Raw genomic sequence first — 18,987 nt, forward strand, 5'->3', positions numbered from 1 at the left:
CGCGGAAAAAAACTATTTTTAAAAGTGATGGAGGATTCTAGGATGCAGATGACCGACAAAAGCAGGACCAAGCAAACCAACTGGGTGTTTACGGATGAGGAAGGCAGCTTTGAGTGGAAAAATCCGCACACGCTGAGCCAACTCTATTTCCCGCTATGCAATGAGGCGGGGATGATGGGTTCGGTGACGCCAAGGCTCCATGGGGACGCGACCACCGGACAGCATACGTTTTTGCGGCTGCCGCTGGTGCTCTCGGATTTGCACAATACCCGTTCGGCCCGCAATTTTTGGGTGTACGGCAGTAATCTGGGAGCCTACTCCCTGACCGGGAATTCGGCCCGGCAGCAGTCGGGCCTGTTCACGGGGGCGGATCGCACGGATACAACCATTCGCGGTGCGTTCCTGGCCCATACGTTGGTTCGGGAAGACTTGGCGGCCGGCCTGAAATCGGAGATTACCAGCTTTGCCCCGGTGACGGACGATGCGGTGGAAATCATGTGGGTGCGCATCACCAACACTTCACAGGACACGCTTCATCTTACGCCAACAACGGCGCTTCCTATCTACGGCCGTTCGGCGGATAATCAGCGCGACCACAATCATTGGACTTCTTTGGCGCACCGCCTTGAAATGAACGACTACGGGCTGACGGTGAAGCCTGCCATTATCCATGATGAACGGGGACACAAGCCGAACGAAACGATATATTTCGCGCTGGCCGTGGGCGAGGACGGCGAAAAGCCGATCGGCCAGTTTCCCACGATCGCCGAGTTTATCGGCGAGGAAGGGGCGCTCGACTGGCCGGAGGCCGTCGTCAAAAATCTGCCGCCCTATGTGACGCCTCCGAATCGCCGCGACGGCATGGAGACGGTGGGTGCCATCCGTTTCGGGGAAACGAAGCTGTCGCCCGGGGAAACCAAGGGATATGTTGTCATTTCGGGAGTGACGCAGGACAAAGCGGAGGTACTCCGCTGCATCGAACGGTACGGCAGCGAAGCCAAGGTGCGGCAGGCGCTTGAGGACAACCGCCGTTACTGGCTGGAGAAAGTGGAGCGAATCTCCTTCCACACCGCGGACAGCCATTTCGATACCTGGATGCATTGGGTGGCGCTGCAGCCGATTTTGCGCAAAATCTACGGAAACTCCTTCTTGCCTCACTTCGACTACGGCCGGGGCGGCCGGGGATGGCGCGATCTGTGGCAGGATTGTCTGGCGCTGCTGCTTCAAAGCCCGGATGAGATGCGGGATACGTTGTCTTCCAGCTTTGGAGGGGTAAGACTCGACGGCAGCAACGCTACGATCATCGAGAAAGGGCTCGGCCGCTTTTCCGCCGACCGCAACAAAATCTCCCGCGTCTGGATGGATCACGGCGTATGGCCGTATTTCACGGTCAAGCTGTATGCCGACCAGACCGGAGATTTGGACATCTTTTTCCACGAGCTGCCCTATTGGAAGGATCATCAGATTCACCGGGCCAAGTCCACGGATTACGGCTGGAAACCGGCGGAAGGAACGCAGCAAAAAACCGCGGACGGCGAGCCGTATACGGGAACGCTGCTGGAGCACGTCCTGGTGCAGCATCTGACCTGCTTCCACAATGTCGGGGAGCACAACAATATGAAGCTGGAGGACGCGGACTGGAACGATCTTTTGGATATGGCCAATGAAAAAGGGGAAACGGTGCCGTTCTCGGCTTTTTATGGCTGGAACCTGCTGTCCATCTCCGAGCTTCTTCTGCATTACAAAAAAGTGAATAAGGTCGACAGCATTAAGCTGTTCCGCGAATTGCTGACGTTGACCGGTTTAAACGGCAAGGTCGATTATGAGTCGCCGGAAGCGAAGCAAGGGCGGCTGCAGGCGTATTTTGCCGCGGCCCAGCCGGCGATTTCGGGAGAGACGACCGAGGTTCCGATCGAAGCCCTGGCCGCGGATTTGCGGGACATGGGGAATTGGGTGCTGAGCCATGTCAGAGGAGCGGAATGGATCGATTCCGAGAGCGGCTACGGATTTTTCAACGGTTATTACAATAATGACGGTGAACGGGTGGACGGCGACTGCGAGAACGGCCCGCGCATGAACCTGACGGCTCAGACTTTCGCCATTATGTCGGGAGCGGCCACCGAAGAGCAAACCGGGCGGGCTTTTGCGGCCGCAAAGTCGATTCTCAAGGATCCGCATACCGGAGGATTCCGGCTTACGACTCCGCTTGGGCCTAACACGCTGAATTTCGGACGGGGTTATGCGGTGGTATACGGGGAAAAAGAAACCGGAGGCACCTTCCATCACATGGTGGTCATGTTTATGAACGGCCTGTACCGGCGCGGCTTCGTCAAAGAGGCGTTTGAGGTATTCCGCACCCTCTGCGAACTGCCGAACGACACGGAGCGGGCGAAGATCTATCCGGGCCTGCCCGAATACGTTTCCCATGAAGGCCGGGGCATGTATCCTTACTTGTCCGGTTCCGCCAGTTGGCTCTTGATGACGGTATTGACCGAAATGTTCGGCTTCAAAGGGGAATACGGCGATTTGAAAATTGCGCCAAGGCTGGTGAAAGAACAGTTTGACGGAAACGGAGAGGCTTCAGCTACGGCGGGGTTCCTCGGGAAAAGAGTCCGCCTGGTTTACCGCAATCCTGAAGGACTCGACTACGAGGAATATCGCATACTTCGCATCGCGGTCAATAGTCAAGAGGCATCGTTCGCGCAAGCGGACAGCCCGAAGGAGGCCAAACTTGAGCGGACGCGGCTGGAAGCGATGTTTACCGCAGAGGGAGAACAGACGGTAGAGGTTACGCTGGGACGATAAGGAGATAGGAGCCGATAAAAGCCAGGCTTGTCATGATTTTTCGAGCCCGATCAGCTTCTGATGGAGATCCCGGTAATCGGTGGGCGACATCCCGTATTTCTTCTTGAATTCATGGCAGAAATGGCTGAGGTTCTGAAAGCCGGAGGCGTACGAAACGTCGATCACTTTCTCGTCGCTGTAAGTCAGCAGGCTTTTGGCGTAATTCAAGCGAGTGTCGTTGATGAACACCGTTGGCGTGATGCCGAAATACTTCTTGAATTCCCGGGACAGATGCTCCGGCGACTTGCAGGCCAGCTTTTGCATGGTGGCGATGCCGCCGGTGAAGTTCTCCCGCTGCTGCATTTCCTTGTGCAGCCAATCGAGCCAGAGCGGGACCGAGGTTTTGTTCTCCCAGAGCTTTAAAGGAAAGTAACGGGTGAACAGGCTGACCAGCACGGCTCTCAGATTGGTCCGGACCATGCTGTCGTTCAAATGCGCCATCATGACAAACGGCTCGAGCGAAGCCTTCAGCGGCTCCAGTTCAGCTTTGGGCACCTCGGTTGACAAGGGATGGGAGGAATCCAGAAAACGGGCGGGCCGGAAGCCTTCTCCCAGAAAGGCAAACAGATCGCGGATAACCTCCGGCGCGATGGCCAGATTGACGAACTGGAAATATTGCTCCTCCACGCTTTGGAAGTAGTGCACATCCTCCGGCCGGATGAAGAGGAAACGCCCCTGCTGCAGCAGCTCGCGTCTTCCGTTGCAGAAATGCATAAGCTTGCCTTCCGTGACAAGACACAGCTCAAAGAAATCGTGACAATGCTCGGCGGAAATAAACTTTACGGAAGTAAAAAAGCTTCCGCTGGACTCCAGGCCCGCTTTTCTGTAATCGTCAAGACGCAGCCGCTGTACCGTCATCCCGGGATCATCCTCTCCATGTTCTTGAAATCAATCTAGCACAATGAACAAATCAAGGCAAGACAAGAGAAAAATCGTTTTAAAATCTATGATTAAAGCGTAAAGACGCAAATCAAAAACCATCAAGGAGGTCAGTATCGTGATAAGCACGGATTTTTCCATGGAGTTAAGATTCACCGACGCTTACCGCAAATATCAACACGAACATCCGGCCATCAGGGAAGCCATGTGTCTGAAGGAACAGTTTCCTTCCATTCTGACCGGCATCGAGGAGGGCGACCTGATCGCGGGACGCGTCAAGTATGGCTTTGTAGGGTTTAGCCCGCAGTTTGGCGGCTTCGGCTACTACTGCAATGAAATGGCTATTGTGGAAGCCGTCATGGAAGGACGGATGAGCGCGGAGCAGCGGGAGCGAGTCATGGATATGCTGCAATTCTGGAGAAAGGAAACGACGACGCGGAAGATTGAAGCCGCCTTCACTCCGGAAATGAACAAGGTGCTGTGCAAAGACAAGATCGCGGAGTTTCCGTTTCATTACGAGCCCGAAATCGCTACGCCGCTGTACCGGATGGCGGGGGTCTACATTGATTACGAAAAGCTGATGAAATTGGGCGTTCCCGGCATCAAGGCGGAGGTGGAGTCGTACCTTGCCAAAGCGTCCGCGGAAGGCGGAGACGTCAAGCTGTTCGAAGCGATGTTGATGGCTCTGGATCAATTCGTTGCAGTCTGCCTCCACTATGAAACCGAGGCGCTTGACCTCGCCGCAGCGCTGCCGGACGGCGCAAGAAAACAGGAACTGCTGCAAATGGCGGAAACTCTCGCCCATATTGCGCAAGCCAAACCGGCATCCTTCCGGCAGGCGCTGCAGCTCGCCTGGTTGTATTCCACCGTCTGCGGTTCGCTTGAATTCGGGCGGATGGACGTTTACCTTGGCGACTTTTATGTTCGCGATCTCGAGAGAGGGGTGATGAGCGAAGAGGAAGCGCTGAAGATGGTGATATCCGTCTGGAAGCTGATCGGCGATCTGATTGTCAAAGTGGACGGACGGGTGATTATCGGAGGCAAAGGCCGCCCGAACGAGGCGAATGCCGACCGCTTTGCGCTGCTTGCGATGGAAGCCTCCAGCCGGGCGCGCGGCATTTTGCCGCAACTTACCTTGCGCTGCTATGAGGGCATGAATCCGGAACTGCTGGATAAGGCCGTTACGGTGCTTGGAGAAGGCTGCACCTTCCCGCTCCTCTACAACGACGACGTTAATATTCCTGCAGTCAGCAAGGCTTTCGAGGTGCCCGAGTCCGAAGCCGAGCACTACGTTCCATTCGGCTGCGGCGAGTATGTACTGAACCATCGCAGCTATGGGACTCCAAGCGGCTCCATTAATTTGTTAAAAGCGCTCGAAGTGACTCTTCATAACGGCGTCGACCCGGTCACCGGGATGATCGCCGGATTGCCTACAGGGGAATTGAAAGACTTACAAAGCTTTGACGATCTGTTTGCGGCATACCAAAAGCAAGTAACCTATTTTACCGAAATTTTGGCCGATCATGAAGAACTGGAATACAAGGTGCTGGGGGAAAGCACTCCGTATCTGTTCATGAGCATGTTCTACGACGATTGCCTGGAAAGCGGCAAAGGCATATTCGCGGGCGGCATCCGCTATCTTGGCGGAACGCTGGAGACCTACGGCAACGTTAATACGGCGGATAGCCTGACGGCGATCAAAGAGCTCGTGTATGACCGGAAGCTTCTGTCTCCGGAACGGCTGCTTGAGGTATTGGACAATAACTTCAGAGGCTTTGAGAAAGAGTATAAGCTGATGGTGGAATGCCCGAAATTCGGCAACGACGATGAAGAGGCCGACGCCATGCTGGTCAAGGTGCATGATTTCGTCTGCAATACGATTCGCGACCAGAAGCTGAGAACGGGTCTTCATTCTTATCTGGCGGTCATTATCAACAACGACATGAACACGACGCTGGGCCGGTGGGGCGGCGCTTCGGCGGACGGCCGCAAAGCCGGGGGAGCCATGGCCAACGCCAATACGCCTGCCGGCGGGAACGACAAAAAGGGCGTTACCGCGATGATCAATTCCATCGTCAAGCCGGATCACTCGATTCATGCGGGAGCCGTTCATAACATGAGATTCGGCAAAGACCTGTTTATCAAAAACCGGCCGCGATTCGAAGCCCTGTTGAAAACCTATTTCCGCAAAGGCGGCAACCAGGCCATGATTACGGTCGTCAATCGCGACGATCTGAAGAAGGCTATGGAGGAACCCGAAAAATACACGGATTTGTTCGTGCGGGTCGGCGGTTTCAGCGCCCGTTTCATCGATTTGACGAAGGATGTGCAGGAGGAAGTATTAAGCAGAAATACGTATTGATCTGATCATTAATTAACATGAGGAAGGGGACCAAAACAATGACCGAAAGGCTTCGCGTGGCTGTACTTGGACTGCACAACCATTATCATATTTATCCCATGGCGCACTATATTTCGCGGGGAGACGTCCCCGGCATCGTCTGGGCAGGCGTATATGACGAACGTACGGAACAGGCGGAAGACTTCGCCGCCAAATATGGCCTAACCTCATGTTACCCCTCGCGGGAAGCGCTGTTCGCCGACCCGGAGGTAGACGCCGTCCTTGTGATGAGCGACACCGGTACCCATGAGCAGGATGTATTGGACTGCGCCGCCCACGGGAAGCACGTTCTTCTCGACAAGCCGATTTCGATCCGGACGGAGCAGGCGGAGCGGATGATCGCCGCGGCTGACAAGGCGGGCGTGGTGCTGATGATGGCTTATTTGATCCGCTATTTGCCGCCCTACATCAAAGCTCGGCGGCTCATTGAAGAAGGAACGATCGGCAAGCCGCTGACGATGAAGATCTCCATTCGCTGCCCGCTGGATTTCATTACCGATTCCCCGGGCGTCAAAGAGCCCGGCTGGTACGTCGATCCGAAGCGGGGCGGATACGGGGGCTTCAACGATCACGGCATCCATTATACGGACATCATGCGTTATCTGCTCGGCAGCGAACCGGTCAGCGTGTTCGGAAAGGTAGCGAAGCTGAAGCATCATGAGCTGGCGGTGGACGATTACGGCGTCTGCGTGGTGACCATGGACGGCGGACAAATCGTCACTATTGAGAGCACCTGGCACGCGCCGGGCTGGTACGCTCCAATGTCCAGCCAGGAGGAATGCCTGATCGTCGGCACGGAGGGTGAAATCTCCATCCATTACCAGAAGAGCCCGCAGCTTGAGGTATCCGGCCGAGGGATCAAAGGCCGGGAATATTTCGACTGGCAGGGCGACGAGCGTTATGAAATCTGCTATCTCGAATGCCTGAACGATTTTCTTGCCGCAGTACATGGCGTCAAAACGGACTATGTAAGCGGAAAGGACGGTCTGAAGGCGCTGCGGGTAATTGAAGGCGCTTACCTTTCTTCGGAAAGCGGCAAGCTGGTCGATTTGCGCCACTGAACCGCCCTCGTTAAATGGGGGGAATTGCTGATCTTATACAAAAATGAATGGAGGTTCTATCTATGGAACAGGTTCGTATCGGCATTATTGGTGCCGGCAGAATTTCCCATGTGATGTGTACGGCCCACGCGCAGGTCCCGGAATCGCGGCTTCAGGGCGTATTTGATGTCGTGCGTCCCGCGGCGGAGGGGCTGGCCGCCAAATTTGGCATAGCGCGCGTATATGACAGCTATCAAGAGATGCTGGCTTCGGATGAAATCGACGCTGTGCTTGTATGTACGCCGACCTTTTTGCACGAACAGATGGTGATCGACGCGGCCCGGGCGGGCAAGCACGTCTTTTGCCAGAAGCCGATGGCGCTGACTGTTCCGCAGTGTGAACGCATGAATGAAGCCGCGGCGGAGAACGGTGTTATTCTGCAGGTCGGCTTTATGCTCCGGTTTACGCCTCCGTTCGTGGAAGTCAAGGAACGGCTGGACCGCGGAGAAATCGGCGACATTATCGCGCTGCGTTCGGCGGTGTTCGGCTGGGAGCCGTCGGCGGACTGGTTCTATGATCCGGACAAAGGCGGCGGACTTCTGATCGACACGATCATCCATACCTTCGATTTGTTCCGCTGGTATGCGGGGGATGCCGCTTCCGTCTATGCCGACGGCGGAGCGTTCGTATTCGAGGGCGCGCGCCGTTACGATACGCCGGACAACGTGATGTGCGCCATCAAATTCAAAAGCGGCGCGATGGGCAGCATTTACGGAAGCTGGTCGAGCGGTTACGGAGACAAGACGCTGGAGATTTACGGAACGAAAGGCTCCTTTTTCATCGATTTGATGGAAGCTCAAGGCGGCCGCGCTTTTATCAAGAAAACAACCGAAGCTGGAAATTCTTCCGTTCAGGAAGGCTGGAGCAATCTCGGCGTACTCTGGAAATTCGGTTATTTGCAGGAAGCAAAGCAGTTTACGTACAGCGTTTTGGGGAAAGCAACGCCGCAGGCGACGGGGGCCGACGCCGTGGAGGCGCAGAAGCTGGCGCTTTTGGCCGATTCCTCCATGAAATCCTCCCGGGCCGTTCCTGTGCCGGGGGTATAGCATGATTGGCATCGGTGTAGTCGGAACCGGTTTTTGGGCGAAAATGACCCATCTTCCCGCGGTTCGATCCATTGAAGGGTTTGCGCTTCGGGCCATCGCTTCGGGCAACCCGGACAATGCGAAACGCGCCGCCGCGGAATTCGGCATTCCCGCGGCGTATGAAAATTATCAAGCGCTGGTCGGTGATCCGAATGTGGATGTTGTCGACATCTGTACGCCCAATCATCTCCATGCCGAAATCGCGCTTGCCGCCTTTGCGGAAGGGAAGGATGTCATCTGCATCAAACCTTTGGCCACCAGTGAGGCTGACGCTTACCGGATGGTCAACGAGGCGGAAAAACGCGGGCGTCGGCTGTTTTACGCGGAGAATGTTCCTTTCATTCCGGCGCTGATGAAGCTGAGAGAACTGGCGGACGGCGGGCAATTCGGCTCCCTGTTCCGCTATAAGGCCTGCGAAGGCATCGGAGCGCTGCACGCTTCCTGGTTCTCGAACCCTGCCCTTGCCGGCGGCGGCTCAATTATCGATATGGCGGTTCACGGTTTCTCCTTTTTGCAGTGGATGGCTGCGGACAAACGGGCGGTGAAGCTTCACGCGGAGGCAGGAACCTTCCTGCACAACCAGCAGGCGGAGGATACATCGGTGATCGTGATGCGTTTCGACGACGGCTCCATCGGCCAGACGGAAGACAGTTGGTCGCTGGCCGGAGGGTTTGATTCCCGGTTCGAAGTGTTTGGCACGAAAGGACACGCGCTGGTCGACCTGCTGCATTCCCATCCGATCCGTACCATGACGGGCGGCTCCGGGGAAGGCGGGGGGACGCTTTCTCAGCTTCACCCGGTTGACGAGCACTTTATCAAAGACGGCCATTTGAATATGCTGACTCACTTCCGCGATTGCCTGCGGGATGGCACTCCGTGCCGTTCCACGGGCGCGGAAGGGTATGAAATCATGACCTGGGTCGACGCCGCTTACCGTTCACTGCGCAGCGGCGCGCCGGTTCTGCTGAACCGGTGAAACTTTATTTAGTTCATCAGCCGAGAAGTGTAATGGCAAGAGTGTGAGATGTTCCGGCAGAAACGGCAGTGGTCGCCTTTGTGAGCGGATTTCAACCCAATCTGAATTTATATATTCAAGAAATCCGGGAACAACAGCGATCGAAGGAACATTTCACACGTCTGCCTTTTATACGATCGATCATAGGTTTAATCTGGTTTCGTTAGTTAATGTAGTGACTCTACCATACGAGGAGGAATAAAAGGTGGCAAAACTTCGAATCGGAATGATCAGTTACGAGCATGTGCATGCCGATTTTCGCTCCAAAGCGCTGAGCGAGATGGAAGATGTGGAAATCGCGGCGATCGCGGACGCCGACAAGACCCGCGGCGAAGCAGCCGCAGCCCGTTACGGAGGCGAATATTACGAAGATTACCGCCGCCTTTTGGAGCGCAAGGATATCGATTTCATATTTATTCATTCCGCCAACGGGGATCATCGGCAGATGGTGCTGGACGCCGTGTCGGCCCGCAAAAATTTGTTCTGCGAGAAGCCGATCGCAACCTCCGCCGCCGATGCCCTCGTTATGACCGAAGCGGTGGAAAAAGCCGGCCTGCTTGCCACGCTGGGCTTCTGCAGCCGCTTTATTCCGGAAGCGGAACGCGCCAAGGAAGTGGTCGACAGCGGTCTGCTCGGCCGAATCATCGCGCTTCGCGGGGTTATCGGCCTGGCCGGAATCCGGGAAATCGGCTGTCCCGATTACATGGATGATTGGATGACCGACCCGGGCCGCGGCGGCGGAGGCGCACTGATTGACGAAGGCGCCCATGCGCTCGATCTGCTGAGATGGTATGCGGGCGATATCGCCGCGGTGTCCGCTTTTTCGGCGAACATCGCCAAGCCGCAGCTTCAAGTCGAGGACAACGCAGCCTTGGCTCTGCAGTTTGCCGGCGGCGCTCTCGGCACGCTAAACACGCTGTGGAGCCTTCATATCGACGTGGGGATGCGCAATACGCTGGAGATTTACGGAACGGAAGGAACTCTTTCATTGGAGCTGACAAGCAAGCATCCGAAGCTGCAGGTTTATTCCGAGCATCTTGGGGGAGCCGCAAGCGGGAGCTGGTTTGAGCCGCATATCAAACCGGGGGAAACCGAACCCCACGACTATCAAAGCTGGCCGCCTCATGCCCAGCATTACAAAAGAGAGGTGACGGACATCATTGCCTGCCTCCGGGAAGACCGCCCGTTCCGGGTGAGCTTCCGCGACGGCTGGCATGTCGCGCGGGCGACGGAAGCCGGGTATGCCTCGGCCAAAGAGAAAAAGACGATTTACCTTGGATAAGAGCCAACAGGAGGGCCCAAAAAAGGAGATAAAATGCCATGAACATGAAAAAAACAGGCTTCTATTTACTTTTGACGGCAATTCTTCTCTCGCTTGCCGCTTGCGCTTCCGGAAACGGCGCCTCCTCCGGAAACTCGGGCGGCAAAACAACGCTGACCATTTCGCGTTGGGCCGGCCCCCATGCCGACGATCAGAAGGAGCTGCTGAAGCAGTTCGAAAAGGAAACCGGGATTACCGTCAAAATGGACGATGTCGACTATGCCCAATTGCAGCAAAAGCAGACGCTGAACATGTCCGGCAAGACGGGGGAGTACGATCTGGTCTGGGCTCAGGAAATCTGGATCCCCGAATATATCAAAGCCGGTTATTTGCTGCCGATCGATGATTACGTGAAGGATGACAGCCTTAATCCGGAAGATTTTGACTTTGCGGATTTCAATCCGAATCTGATTCAAATTATGACCGAAGACGGCAAGCTTTACGGGCTCCCTACGTTCATTCAGCTGCCTTTAATGGTGTACAACAAGGATCTGCTGGAAGCGGAGGGGCTGACGCCTCCGAAAACCTGGGAGGAGACGCTGGCGGTGGCCCGCCATTTCCACGATAAGGGCACGGGAATTGCGCTTCCGGCGAAGCAAGGCCAGGCCGCCGTGGACATTTTCGCTTCGCTGATGCGTTCAAACGGCGGCGATTATTTCGGCGAGGATGGGAAACTGGCGCTGAACAGCCCTGCCAATGTGGAAACCGCGCAATTCTGGAAAGATTTGAGCGCCGTCTCCATGAACGGCAGCACGACCTGGCATTTCGACGAAGTCACCAAGGCCGTGCAGTCCGGTCAGGCGCCGCTCGGCCTCACCATTTCCGGCCAGGTCGGCGGGCTGGAGGATGACAGTCAGTCCTCCGTGGCGGGCAAGATCGGTTACGCGCCGCTCCCTTACAGCAAACAGTCCTACGGAACGTTGTCCGTATGGAACTGGTGCGTGACGGCCGACAGCAAGCATCCCAAAGAAGCTTACCGCCTAGCCGCATGGCTGACCAGCAAAGAAACCGAGAAAGCGATGAGCCTTAAGAACGGCCAGATCGCCGGGCGGCAATCTCTGTTTACGGACGAGGAACTGGTCGCCAAGTTCCCGTTCTTCCCGGCTGTCGGGGAAGCGATGAAGCAGGCCGATACCCAGCCGCTCACTCCCGAAGCGCCCAAGCTGATGGATAAGCTGCAGACGGTCTTGTCGGCCATCGCCGCAAGCGGGGCCGATCCGAAAGAGCAGCTTGACAGCGCCCAACAGGATCTTGCCGGCACGTTCGAATAGGATACGTATGTTAATTTCCGGCAGCGGCGGAGCGATGAACTAAGCTCCGTCCCTGCCGGGTGCATTTATATTTTGGAGGAGGACAACATACATGCCTGTCAAAACCGAACGTTCCTACCTGGCGGGTTTTCTCGTGCTTCCAGCGGTGGTCGTGGTCCTGCTGGCCATGATTCTGCCGCTCGGTTATGCCGTTGTGATGAGTTTGTTCGAATTCGGAGCGGGGCAGGAAGCATCGGCCGTATTCGTCGGATTGCAAAATTATATTTCTTTTTTTCAGGACCGGGTGGCATTGGGGTCGCTGGGTACTACGTTGATTTTTACTGCGGGCGCGCTTACACTGGAGCTTGTCCTCGGCATCGGGATGGCCGTTCTCTTAACCGGGCTGCCGACCTGGCTGTCCAAACCGCTTCGCGCCGTTTATTCCATGCCGCTGCTGGTCTCTCCGATCATTGTCGGTCTGATCTGGCGCTATATGTACGATCCGACCTTTGGTCTCGTGTACGAATGGCTGCGTTTGTTCGGACTGGACGGTTATTTCGGGGGATTGTCCAAGCCGGGATACGCCCTTTTCAGCATCATCATCGCCGATGTCTGGCAGACGACGCCGTTTATTCTGCTGGTTGTCACCTCCGGTCTGGCGACGATTCCGCATGAAGTGTATGAAGCCGCCCGCATCGATGGAGCCGGTTTTTGGCGGGTGCTGGTGCGCATTACGCTGCCGATGATCGGTAAAATCATTCTGCTCGTGACGCTCATTCGCGGCACTGACGCTTTTCGCGTGTTTGACATTATTTATGCCCTTACGGGCGGGGGACCGGCGAACTCCACCATGTCGCTGAGCATTTACGCCTTCAAGCAGGGCTTTCAGCAATATGAAATGGGTTATGCCATGGCCATATCGCTGATCACCATGCTCGTGCTGATCGCCTTGTTCGGGCCGCTGGTCAAAAGATCGTCGTATATGGACAGAGGACCGAAAGGAGGACGCTCCGATGCCAGGTAAGCTGCTTCGTCGGGGATTCAAAGGAATCATTCTGGTTTTGTTTGCGGGCTGGACCGTGATCCCCATTTTGCTGGTCGTGTTGACCTCGTTCAAGACGCAAAAGGATATTTTTACCGTTCCGTTCAAATGGACGTTTCATCCAACGCTGAACAATTATTCGAAAGCGTTTGCAAACGGAGACTTCGGCGCTTATTTCCTGAACAGCGCACTGGTGGCGGTTCTGTCTTCCCTGCTCGCCGTCTCGCTTGGCACGTTGTGCGCTTACGGCCTGACTTCCTTTAAGCTGAAGCGTTCCGGCGCGCTGATGAATTTCTTTATGGTGGGCAAGCTTGTGCCCGCCGTCACAATGCTGCTTCCGCTGTTCGTGATGATTAACGCTGCCGGGCTGCTTGGCACGTATGTAGGTCCGGTGCTCGCCCATACGGCGATCAATCTCCCGTTTGTCATATGGCTGGCGATCAGTTTTCTGCAGGATGTGCCGAAGGAGCTGGAGCAGTCCGCGCTGATTGACGGCTGCACCAAGATGCAGGCGTTCGGGAGAATCATTCTGCCGATTATTTTACCGGGAATCACGGCAGCCGCTATTTTGTCCATGCAGTATTCCTGGAACGAACTCGTCTTTTCGCTGCAGTTAACGAATATGGACACATACACCCTGCCGGTAGGCATTTCCAGATTCGTCGGCTCGGTATCGGTGGATTGGGGCAAGAGCAGCGCCGCCGCTACGGTTACGATGCTGCCGATCATTATCGTCGGTTTTTTTGTCCAGAAATATCTTGCCGAGGGAACCACGGGGGGAGCCGTCAAAGGCTAGGCCTCATCGCCGAATCTTCCCTGAAAAAAATGAAGCGGCAAAGAGGATATTTCCAAGCCGCTACCGAAAAGAAACGAGGTGTAGCTGTTTATCGCCGGTCTATTTCGTTCCCGGCTTCGGCTTTCATGATTCATTGCCTTGGCCGGGCATGAAGGAAAGGCAACATCACAGTTTCGGGAGGCTCGGCATACATGCGATTTTTGGGAATTGTACGGGAAACGATTTATACGCGGAGGAGCAGCATCTTCGTGAAGCTGCTTCTGTCCTTCATGGTCCTTAATATCCTGAATGTGCTGTTCGCATTCGGATTTTATTACTGGAAAGCGGAAAGCGTCATGAAAAATGAAATCGATTTACTTTCCCACCGATTGCTGGCACAAACTCAGAATATTTCCAATTATGTCTACACCGCCACCGTCAAGGGAGGGTACGATCTTTACTATGACGAAAGCATTTACAGCGCGATGTTCTCCGACGACCCGATGGATGTATTCGATCAGAATAAGCTGACGACTCGGATGAACCGTTTTATCCAAATGAATCCGATCGTTCATTCCATTTATTTATACAATCTGCAGCTTGATACCGTAATTTCTTCCGCCTACCCCAATTTAACGCTGGAGCGGTTTCCCGACCGGGAGATGACCCGTGATGTCGTCGACTTCAAATACGATTCTCCCCGTATCCCATATTTGCTGCGGACGAACGAGGACAAGGAAGGCGATCCCATGCTTTCCCTGATTGTCTCGGAGCCGTCCTCCAACAGCAACCGCATTCAGGGAGCCATGGTCATCAATTTGGACAGCGCGCGCCTTCGCAACTTGGTTGCGGAAATGTCGAACGATCCGTATAACGAGCTGTTTATTCTTCAGGATGATGGACAATTCGTCACGCCGTCCGGGTCTTCTCTGTTCGTCGGAGACGATTCGCGTTTCCGGTATAACGACATGCTGGTTGACAGCGGCCGAAACAGCGGGACTTTTGTTACCGCCGTCAACGGAAAGCAATATGTCATCGCTTACCAAAAAACGAATCTCGAAAGCACCGGATTTACTTATGTAAGCGTTTACCCCTATGTCCGGCTGTTTGCCAGTCTGCTGCATATCCGCAATATTTCACTGGTGAGCGGAACTTGCCTGATCGCCGCGAGCTTTGCTATTTCACTGCTGCTATCGAGAAGGCTGTATTCTCCGATCCGGATGCTCACGCAGCTTGCCGCCAAACAGCTGAAAAGCGTGAAGGACGCGGCTCCGGCCGGAGAAATCGAGACGATTTCCCGCGTCCTGAACGAAGTGATCAAGAAGAAGGAAACGCTGGAAAGCTTCTCGCTTCGCACAAGGCGGCTTTTGCGGGATCAATTCCTGCGCGGACTGCTGCAGGGCAGCGATTACAGCGTGACATCGATGTGGAAAAACGCCGAGGGGCACGGAATCAGGTTCGGACATTCCGATCGGATTCGTGTGGCCGTTTGCCGAATTGACCATTACCGGAGATTTGAAGAAGTGCATGACGGAGAAAGCCGCTATTTGCTGCGGTACGCGATGCTGAACATCGCGGAAGAGACGTTGGGGGGGGATCCGCTCTCTTACCTAGTGGACATGGGCTCCGATCATATCGCCGTCTTTCTTGGGGAGATGGAGAACGAAGGGGATCTGCTGGAGCAGCTTGGGACGGTCCAGCGGAATATCCGGGAGTACCTGAAGCTGGAGACGACGATCGGAATCGGGGAACCGGCCGCATCGCTGGCCGAATCCGCTTTTTCCTATGAGGGGGCGCTGGCCGTCAGCGACTTTCGCATCTTTTCCGGTCCCGGCAGTCTGCTGCTGTATGAGGAGAGATTCGCCCATCCGGCGCTTGAATATCCGTTTGACCGGGAAAAAGCCATGGCCGATGAACTGAAGCTGTGCAGGCCGCAGAAGGTAGAGGAGACGGTGGACGCCTTCCTGTGTTTTTTGGAGAAAAACCCCTACCGGGACATGTTCTCCTTAATCGCGCAGGTGGTGCTGAATACGCTGAAGCAGGTGCAGACGTCGCCGGGCCGGGCGCAGCCGCTGGTTCCGGCGCGTTACGACGATCTGTACGCCGAGCTTGGAAAGCAGGAATCCGTTCGGGAGATCCGCAACTGGATATTGGAGCGGTTTGCGTATCTTTGGGAAGAGCGGACGGATGAGAAGAAGTTCAAAAATGCCGCCACAGTGGAAAAAGGAATTAAATACATTGAAGAGCATTACAGAGAAACGGATTTCTCGGTCGCGAACGTATCTGAATATTTGCAATACTCCGTCAGCCATTTGAACAAATTGTTCAATGAAGCCGCCGGCCAGTCGGTGCACGAATGGATCAACCGGTTAAGGCTGGAAAAAGCGAGGCAGCTTGTCCTTCATTCCGGCATGCTGATCCATGAGATTGCACGGGAGGCCGGCTTCAGTTCGAGCAACTATTTCTACTTCGTCTTTAAAAAAGAATTCGGTATGACGCCAAACGCGTACCGGAAAATGCAAAATCAGGAGGAACCCGGATAATTTAATTCCGGGTCCTGGGCTTCAGCGACCACCGGTTTCATTTACGGAGGATGCGGAAATAGCGGTAAAGAAGGGCTTTATTTTTGCCGAAAAAGTAAAGTTCTCTAAAATAGAGGGGTTTTTTACCGCTATTTCTGAGGAATAAGTGGGAAATAGCGTTTTTTCCAAGCCTCGCAAGAAAATAGGGCCAAAAAGTTCCTTTATTTTGCGGGTAAGAGTTCAAAACGAGCAAATAGCGCCACAGATGACCGCTATTTTGCTCGGTAAGGATGTATGCGGCCTACGGGGCGGGAATGTGGGGAATTCAGAACATAGAAAAAATGAAATTGATGATCAGGTCGGCGTAGGCGTAGAGGGACTCATCCGGATGGATCACTGAATACCTACAATTAAGCAGTCATTTCCGTCTCCGGTGCCCGAAATTTCAAAATACCTGCGAATATACCGTTATTTTCTCGTTTTCGGCTCTAACGGGGGGAAAACGTGGGCAGTAACTGCATGATTGCAGTTACTGCCGGATCAAGGGGAGTGATGTGTGAAAATGACTGCATCATTGCAGGCAAGCTACCCGAGAAAGCCTCGACAGCTATTGATGGCAGCCGCATAGAACATGAAGAAGATGGTCTTTCTTCTAGTGAGCCTCCATATCTTTTCTAAAAAAGAGAAACCTAGCCGTCTTTGAAACAAAACGGAGGTTTCTTGACGATCTTAGACGCCGTAAGGCGTTTTTTTATTCCATCGTTCCGGTTAAGAACCGCCGTACAACCTGCAAAAAAGCCGTTTTCGTTGTTTTTCTGAGTTAAAAGCGGATATTAAAGTATCTTTTTGACCCCTTCCCCCGCAACAATAAAGAGGACCGCGGCGGTTATACAACGAGAGGAGGGGGCCGATTGAAGCAAACGAATCGTGCATTATATTGGATGGCGTTGCCGGGAATTTTGTTCTTTCTGGTATTCAGCTATCTGCCGATGTTCGGCGTCGTCATCGCCTTCAAAGATTATAATTTTGCGGACGGAATATTCGGAAGTCCTTGGTCGGGTTTTTCCAACTTTGAATTTTTCTTTACTTCGCCCGATTTGTTCCGAGTCACCTACAATACGCTTTTTCTGAACAGCTTGTTTATCGTGATCGGGACCACGTTTGCCGTTTTGATTTCGATCCTGTTAAACGAAGTTCGCAGCAAGCTTGGCGCAAGACTGTTTCAAAATCTGATTTTCTTTCCTTACTTTATTTCCTGGATCGTCGTTTCCTTGTTCCTCGGGACTTTTCTCGCTTACGAAAAAGGGATCATCAACCAAGTGCTGAGCAGCATCGGGCTTGAGCGGGTCGATTTTATGAACAACCCGGCTTTATGGCCGGCGATTCTGGTCATCGTTTATTTGTGGAAAACGACGGGGTACAGCGTCATTATCTATCTTGCGGCCATTACCGGTATCAATCCGGAGTATTACGAAGCCGCCCGTATTGACGGGGCCAACCGGTTTCAGCAGATTACCCGTATTTTGCTCCCGCAGCTCAAGCCGACCATTCTGGTGTTGTTCATCCTGGCGGTGGGAAGAATCTTCTACGGCGATTTCGGGATGATTTACGCGCTGGTAGGCGATAACGGCCAACTGTATCCCACGACGGATGTCATTGACACCTACGTGTTCCGTTCGATGAGAACGCTGGGCGACATGGGGATGACTTCGGCGGTGGGTCTGTATCAATCGTTAATGGGGCTGATCATGATTTTGGCCGCAAACTGGGTTTCCAAAAAATTGGACGACGAGAACCAGGGCGTTCTCTTTTGATAGGAAAGGAAGAAATGTCATGGTTGAACAAAAGAGCTTTGGCTTTCGATTGTTTAATGTCATCAATTACTGCATTTTCATACTGCTCGGCGTCATCTGCCTGGTTCCGTTCCTTATTGTGCTGGGCAGCTCGTTCGAGTCGGAGTCCATACTGCTGGACCGGGGATTTTCGCTGATTCCGGAACACTTCACGACGTTAGCCTATCAGACGGTTTTCCAATTGAATACGATCACCCAATCTTTCCTGGTGAGCATCTCCGTGACCGTGCTCGGGACCCTGTCCGCGCTGCTGGTCACCAGCTTGCTGGCGTATTCCCTGTCGCAGCGCGAGATGAAGCTACGCGGCCTTATTCTGGGCTTCGTGCTGGTCACGATGCTGTTTAACGGCGGTCTTGTCCCCTGGTACATTCTCATCACGAAATATTTGCATCTCAAGGACACGCTATGGGTGTTGATCGTTCCGTATCTGGTAAATCCGTTTAATATGTTTGTCCTGAAAAGCTTCTTCGAAACGATTCCTCGGGAAATTACCGAGTCCGCCCGGATCGACGGAGCGGGGCCGCTTCGTACCTTTTTGAGCATTATTATTCCGCTTTCTACTCCGGGATTGGCAACGATAGGTCTGTTCTATGCGTTATCCTATTGGAACGATTGGTGGCTGTCGCTCAATTTTATTGAATCCGACCACCTAATGCCTGTCCAACTGCTGCTGAAAAGGATGATTTCGAACCTGACCTTCATCTCCAGCCAGGTAGACACGTCAAGCTTCATTCAGGTTCCGTCCAACGGCGTTCAGATGGCGACCACGATCATTTCCATCGGACCGATTGTATTGGTCTACCCTTACATTCAAAAATATTTCGTTAAAGGGCTGACGATCGGAAGTATTAAAGGGTAAATGATTGACGTCCCGAAGGCTTTTTTCGATAAAAATCAGGA

General features: G+C 54.0%; 14 protein-coding genes. 13 read left to right on the forward strand and 1 reads right to left on the reverse strand.

Annotation, left to right across the window (positions count from 1 at the left end):
• Positions 1–42 precede the first annotated feature (42 nt).
• Entirely contained in the window at positions 43–2,805 is a 2,763-nt protein-coding gene (locus ACI48K_RS06095) for a GH36-type glycosyl hydrolase domain-containing protein (protein WP_475026662.1), read from the forward strand.
• Positions 2,806–2,835: 30 nt separating this feature from the next.
• On the opposite strand, the gene ACI48K_RS06100 is transcribed toward ACI48K_RS06095, so the two are convergent.
• Positions 2,836–3,702, reverse strand: coding sequence for a helix-turn-helix transcriptional regulator (locus ACI48K_RS06100; protein WP_475026663.1), 867 nt, complete (start codon positions 3,700–3,702; stop codon positions 2,836–2,838).
• Positions 3,703–3,841: 139 nt separating this feature from the next.
• On the opposite strand from ACI48K_RS06100, the gene ACI48K_RS06105 reads away from it, so the two are divergent.
• From ACI48K_RS06105 to ACI48K_RS06160, 12 genes are all read left to right on the forward strand, one after another.
• Entirely contained in the window at positions 3,842–6,085 is a 2,244-nt protein-coding gene (locus ACI48K_RS06105; protein WP_475026664.1) for a pyruvate formate lyase family protein, read from the forward strand.
• Between the two features lie 38 nt (positions 6,086–6,123).
• Positions 6,124–7,185: a Gfo/Idh/MocA family protein gene (locus ACI48K_RS06110; protein ID WP_475026665.1), complete on the forward strand. Its 1,062-nt coding sequence runs from the start codon at positions 6,124–6,126 to the stop codon at positions 7,183–7,185.
• A 62-nt stretch (positions 7,186–7,247) separates the two neighbouring features.
• On the forward strand, positions 7,248–8,270 hold the full coding sequence (locus ACI48K_RS06115) for a Gfo/Idh/MocA family protein (RefSeq protein ID WP_475026666.1): 1,023 nt from the start codon (positions 7,248–7,250) through the stop codon (positions 8,268–8,270).
• A 1-nt stretch (position 8,271) separates the two neighbouring features.
• A complete protein-coding gene (locus ACI48K_RS06120) occupies positions 8,272–9,285 on the forward strand; it encodes a Gfo/Idh/MocA family protein (protein WP_475026667.1) in 1,014 nt (337 codons plus the stop codon).
• A 244-nt stretch (positions 9,286–9,529) separates the two neighbouring features.
• On the forward strand, positions 9,530–10,606 hold the full coding sequence (locus tag ACI48K_RS06125; RefSeq protein ID WP_475026668.1) for a Gfo/Idh/MocA family protein: 1,077 nt from the start codon (positions 9,530–9,532) through the stop codon (positions 10,604–10,606).
• Positions 10,607–10,644: 38 nt separating this feature from the next.
• On the forward strand, positions 10,645–11,916 hold the full coding sequence (locus tag ACI48K_RS06130; protein WP_475026669.1) for an ABC transporter substrate-binding protein: 1,272 nt from the start codon (positions 10,645–10,647) through the stop codon (positions 11,914–11,916).
• A 91-nt stretch (positions 11,917–12,007) separates the two neighbouring features.
• On the forward strand, positions 12,008–12,919 hold the full coding sequence (locus tag ACI48K_RS06135) for a carbohydrate ABC transporter permease (protein WP_475026670.1): 912 nt from the start codon (positions 12,008–12,010) through the stop codon (positions 12,917–12,919).
• Complete coding sequence (locus ACI48K_RS06140) at positions 12,909–13,733, forward strand: carbohydrate ABC transporter permease (RefSeq protein WP_475026671.1); 825 nt, start codon at positions 12,909–12,911, stop codon at positions 13,731–13,733. The genes ACI48K_RS06135 and ACI48K_RS06140 overlap by 11 nt, the downstream gene beginning before the upstream one ends.
• Before the next feature lie 191 nt (positions 13,734–13,924).
• Positions 13,925–16,255 carry a helix-turn-helix domain-containing protein gene (locus ACI48K_RS06145; RefSeq protein ID WP_475026672.1) on the forward strand — a complete coding sequence of 777 codons (2,331 nt, stop codon included), beginning with the start codon at positions 13,925–13,927 and terminating at the stop codon, positions 16,253–16,255.
• 498 nt (positions 16,256–16,753) lie between these two features.
• Positions 16,754–16,912 (forward strand): hypothetical protein, encoded by a 159-nt coding sequence (locus tag ACI48K_RS06150; protein WP_475026673.1) that lies wholly within the window; start codon positions 16,754–16,756, stop codon positions 16,910–16,912.
• Between the two features lie 233 nt (positions 16,913–17,145).
• Entirely contained in the window at positions 17,146–18,048 is a 903-nt protein-coding gene (locus tag ACI48K_RS06155; protein WP_475026674.1) for an ABC transporter permease, read from the forward strand.
• Positions 18,049–18,067: 19 nt separating this feature from the next.
• Positions 18,068–18,946 carry a carbohydrate ABC transporter permease gene (locus ACI48K_RS06160; RefSeq protein ID WP_475026675.1) on the forward strand — a complete coding sequence of 293 codons (879 nt, stop codon included), beginning with the start codon at positions 18,068–18,070 and terminating at the stop codon, positions 18,944–18,946.
• The last annotated feature ends 41 nt before the right edge of the window (positions 18,947–18,987 follow it).

The sequence above is a fragment of the Paenibacillus terrisolis genome, from assembly GCF_056171975.1.

Bases quoted from the DNA above. Each gene is read 5' to 3' on its own strand.
- ACI48K_RS06135 (WP_475026670.1), top strand. From the start codon at position 12,008: ATGCCTGTCAAAACCGAACGTTCCTACCTGGCGGGTTTTCTCGTGCTT.
- ACI48K_RS06115 (WP_475026666.1), top strand. From the start codon at position 7,248: ATGGAACAGGTTCGTATCGGCATTATTGGTGCCGGCAGAATTTCCCAT.
- ACI48K_RS06145 (WP_475026672.1), top strand. From the start codon at position 13,925: ATGCGATTTTTGGGAATTGTACGGGAAACGATTTATACGCGGAGGAGC.
- ACI48K_RS06140 (WP_475026671.1), top strand. From the start codon at position 12,909: ATGCCAGGTAAGCTGCTTCGTCGGGGATTCAAAGGAATCATTCTGGTT.
- ACI48K_RS06120 (WP_475026667.1), top strand. From the start codon at position 8,272: ATGATTGGCATCGGTGTAGTCGGAACCGGTTTTTGGGCGAAAATGACC.
- ACI48K_RS06095 (WP_475026662.1), top strand. From the start codon at position 43: ATGCAGATGACCGACAAAAGCAGGACCAAGCAAACCAACTGGGTGTTT.
- ACI48K_RS06130 (WP_475026669.1), top strand. From the start codon at position 10,645: ATGAACATGAAAAAAACAGGCTTCTATTTACTTTTGACGGCAATTCTT.
- ACI48K_RS06160 (WP_475026675.1), top strand. From the start codon at position 18,068: ATGGTTGAACAAAAGAGCTTTGGCTTTCGATTGTTTAATGTCATCAAT.
- ACI48K_RS06100 (WP_475026663.1), bottom strand. From the start codon at position 3,702: ATGACGGTACAGCGGCTGCGTCTTGACGATTACAGAAAAGCGGGCCTG.
- ACI48K_RS06110 (WP_475026665.1), top strand. From the start codon at position 6,124: ATGACCGAAAGGCTTCGCGTGGCTGTACTTGGACTGCACAACCATTAT.
- ACI48K_RS06150 (WP_475026673.1), top strand. From the start codon at position 16,754: ATGATTGCAGTTACTGCCGGATCAAGGGGAGTGATGTGTGAAAATGAC.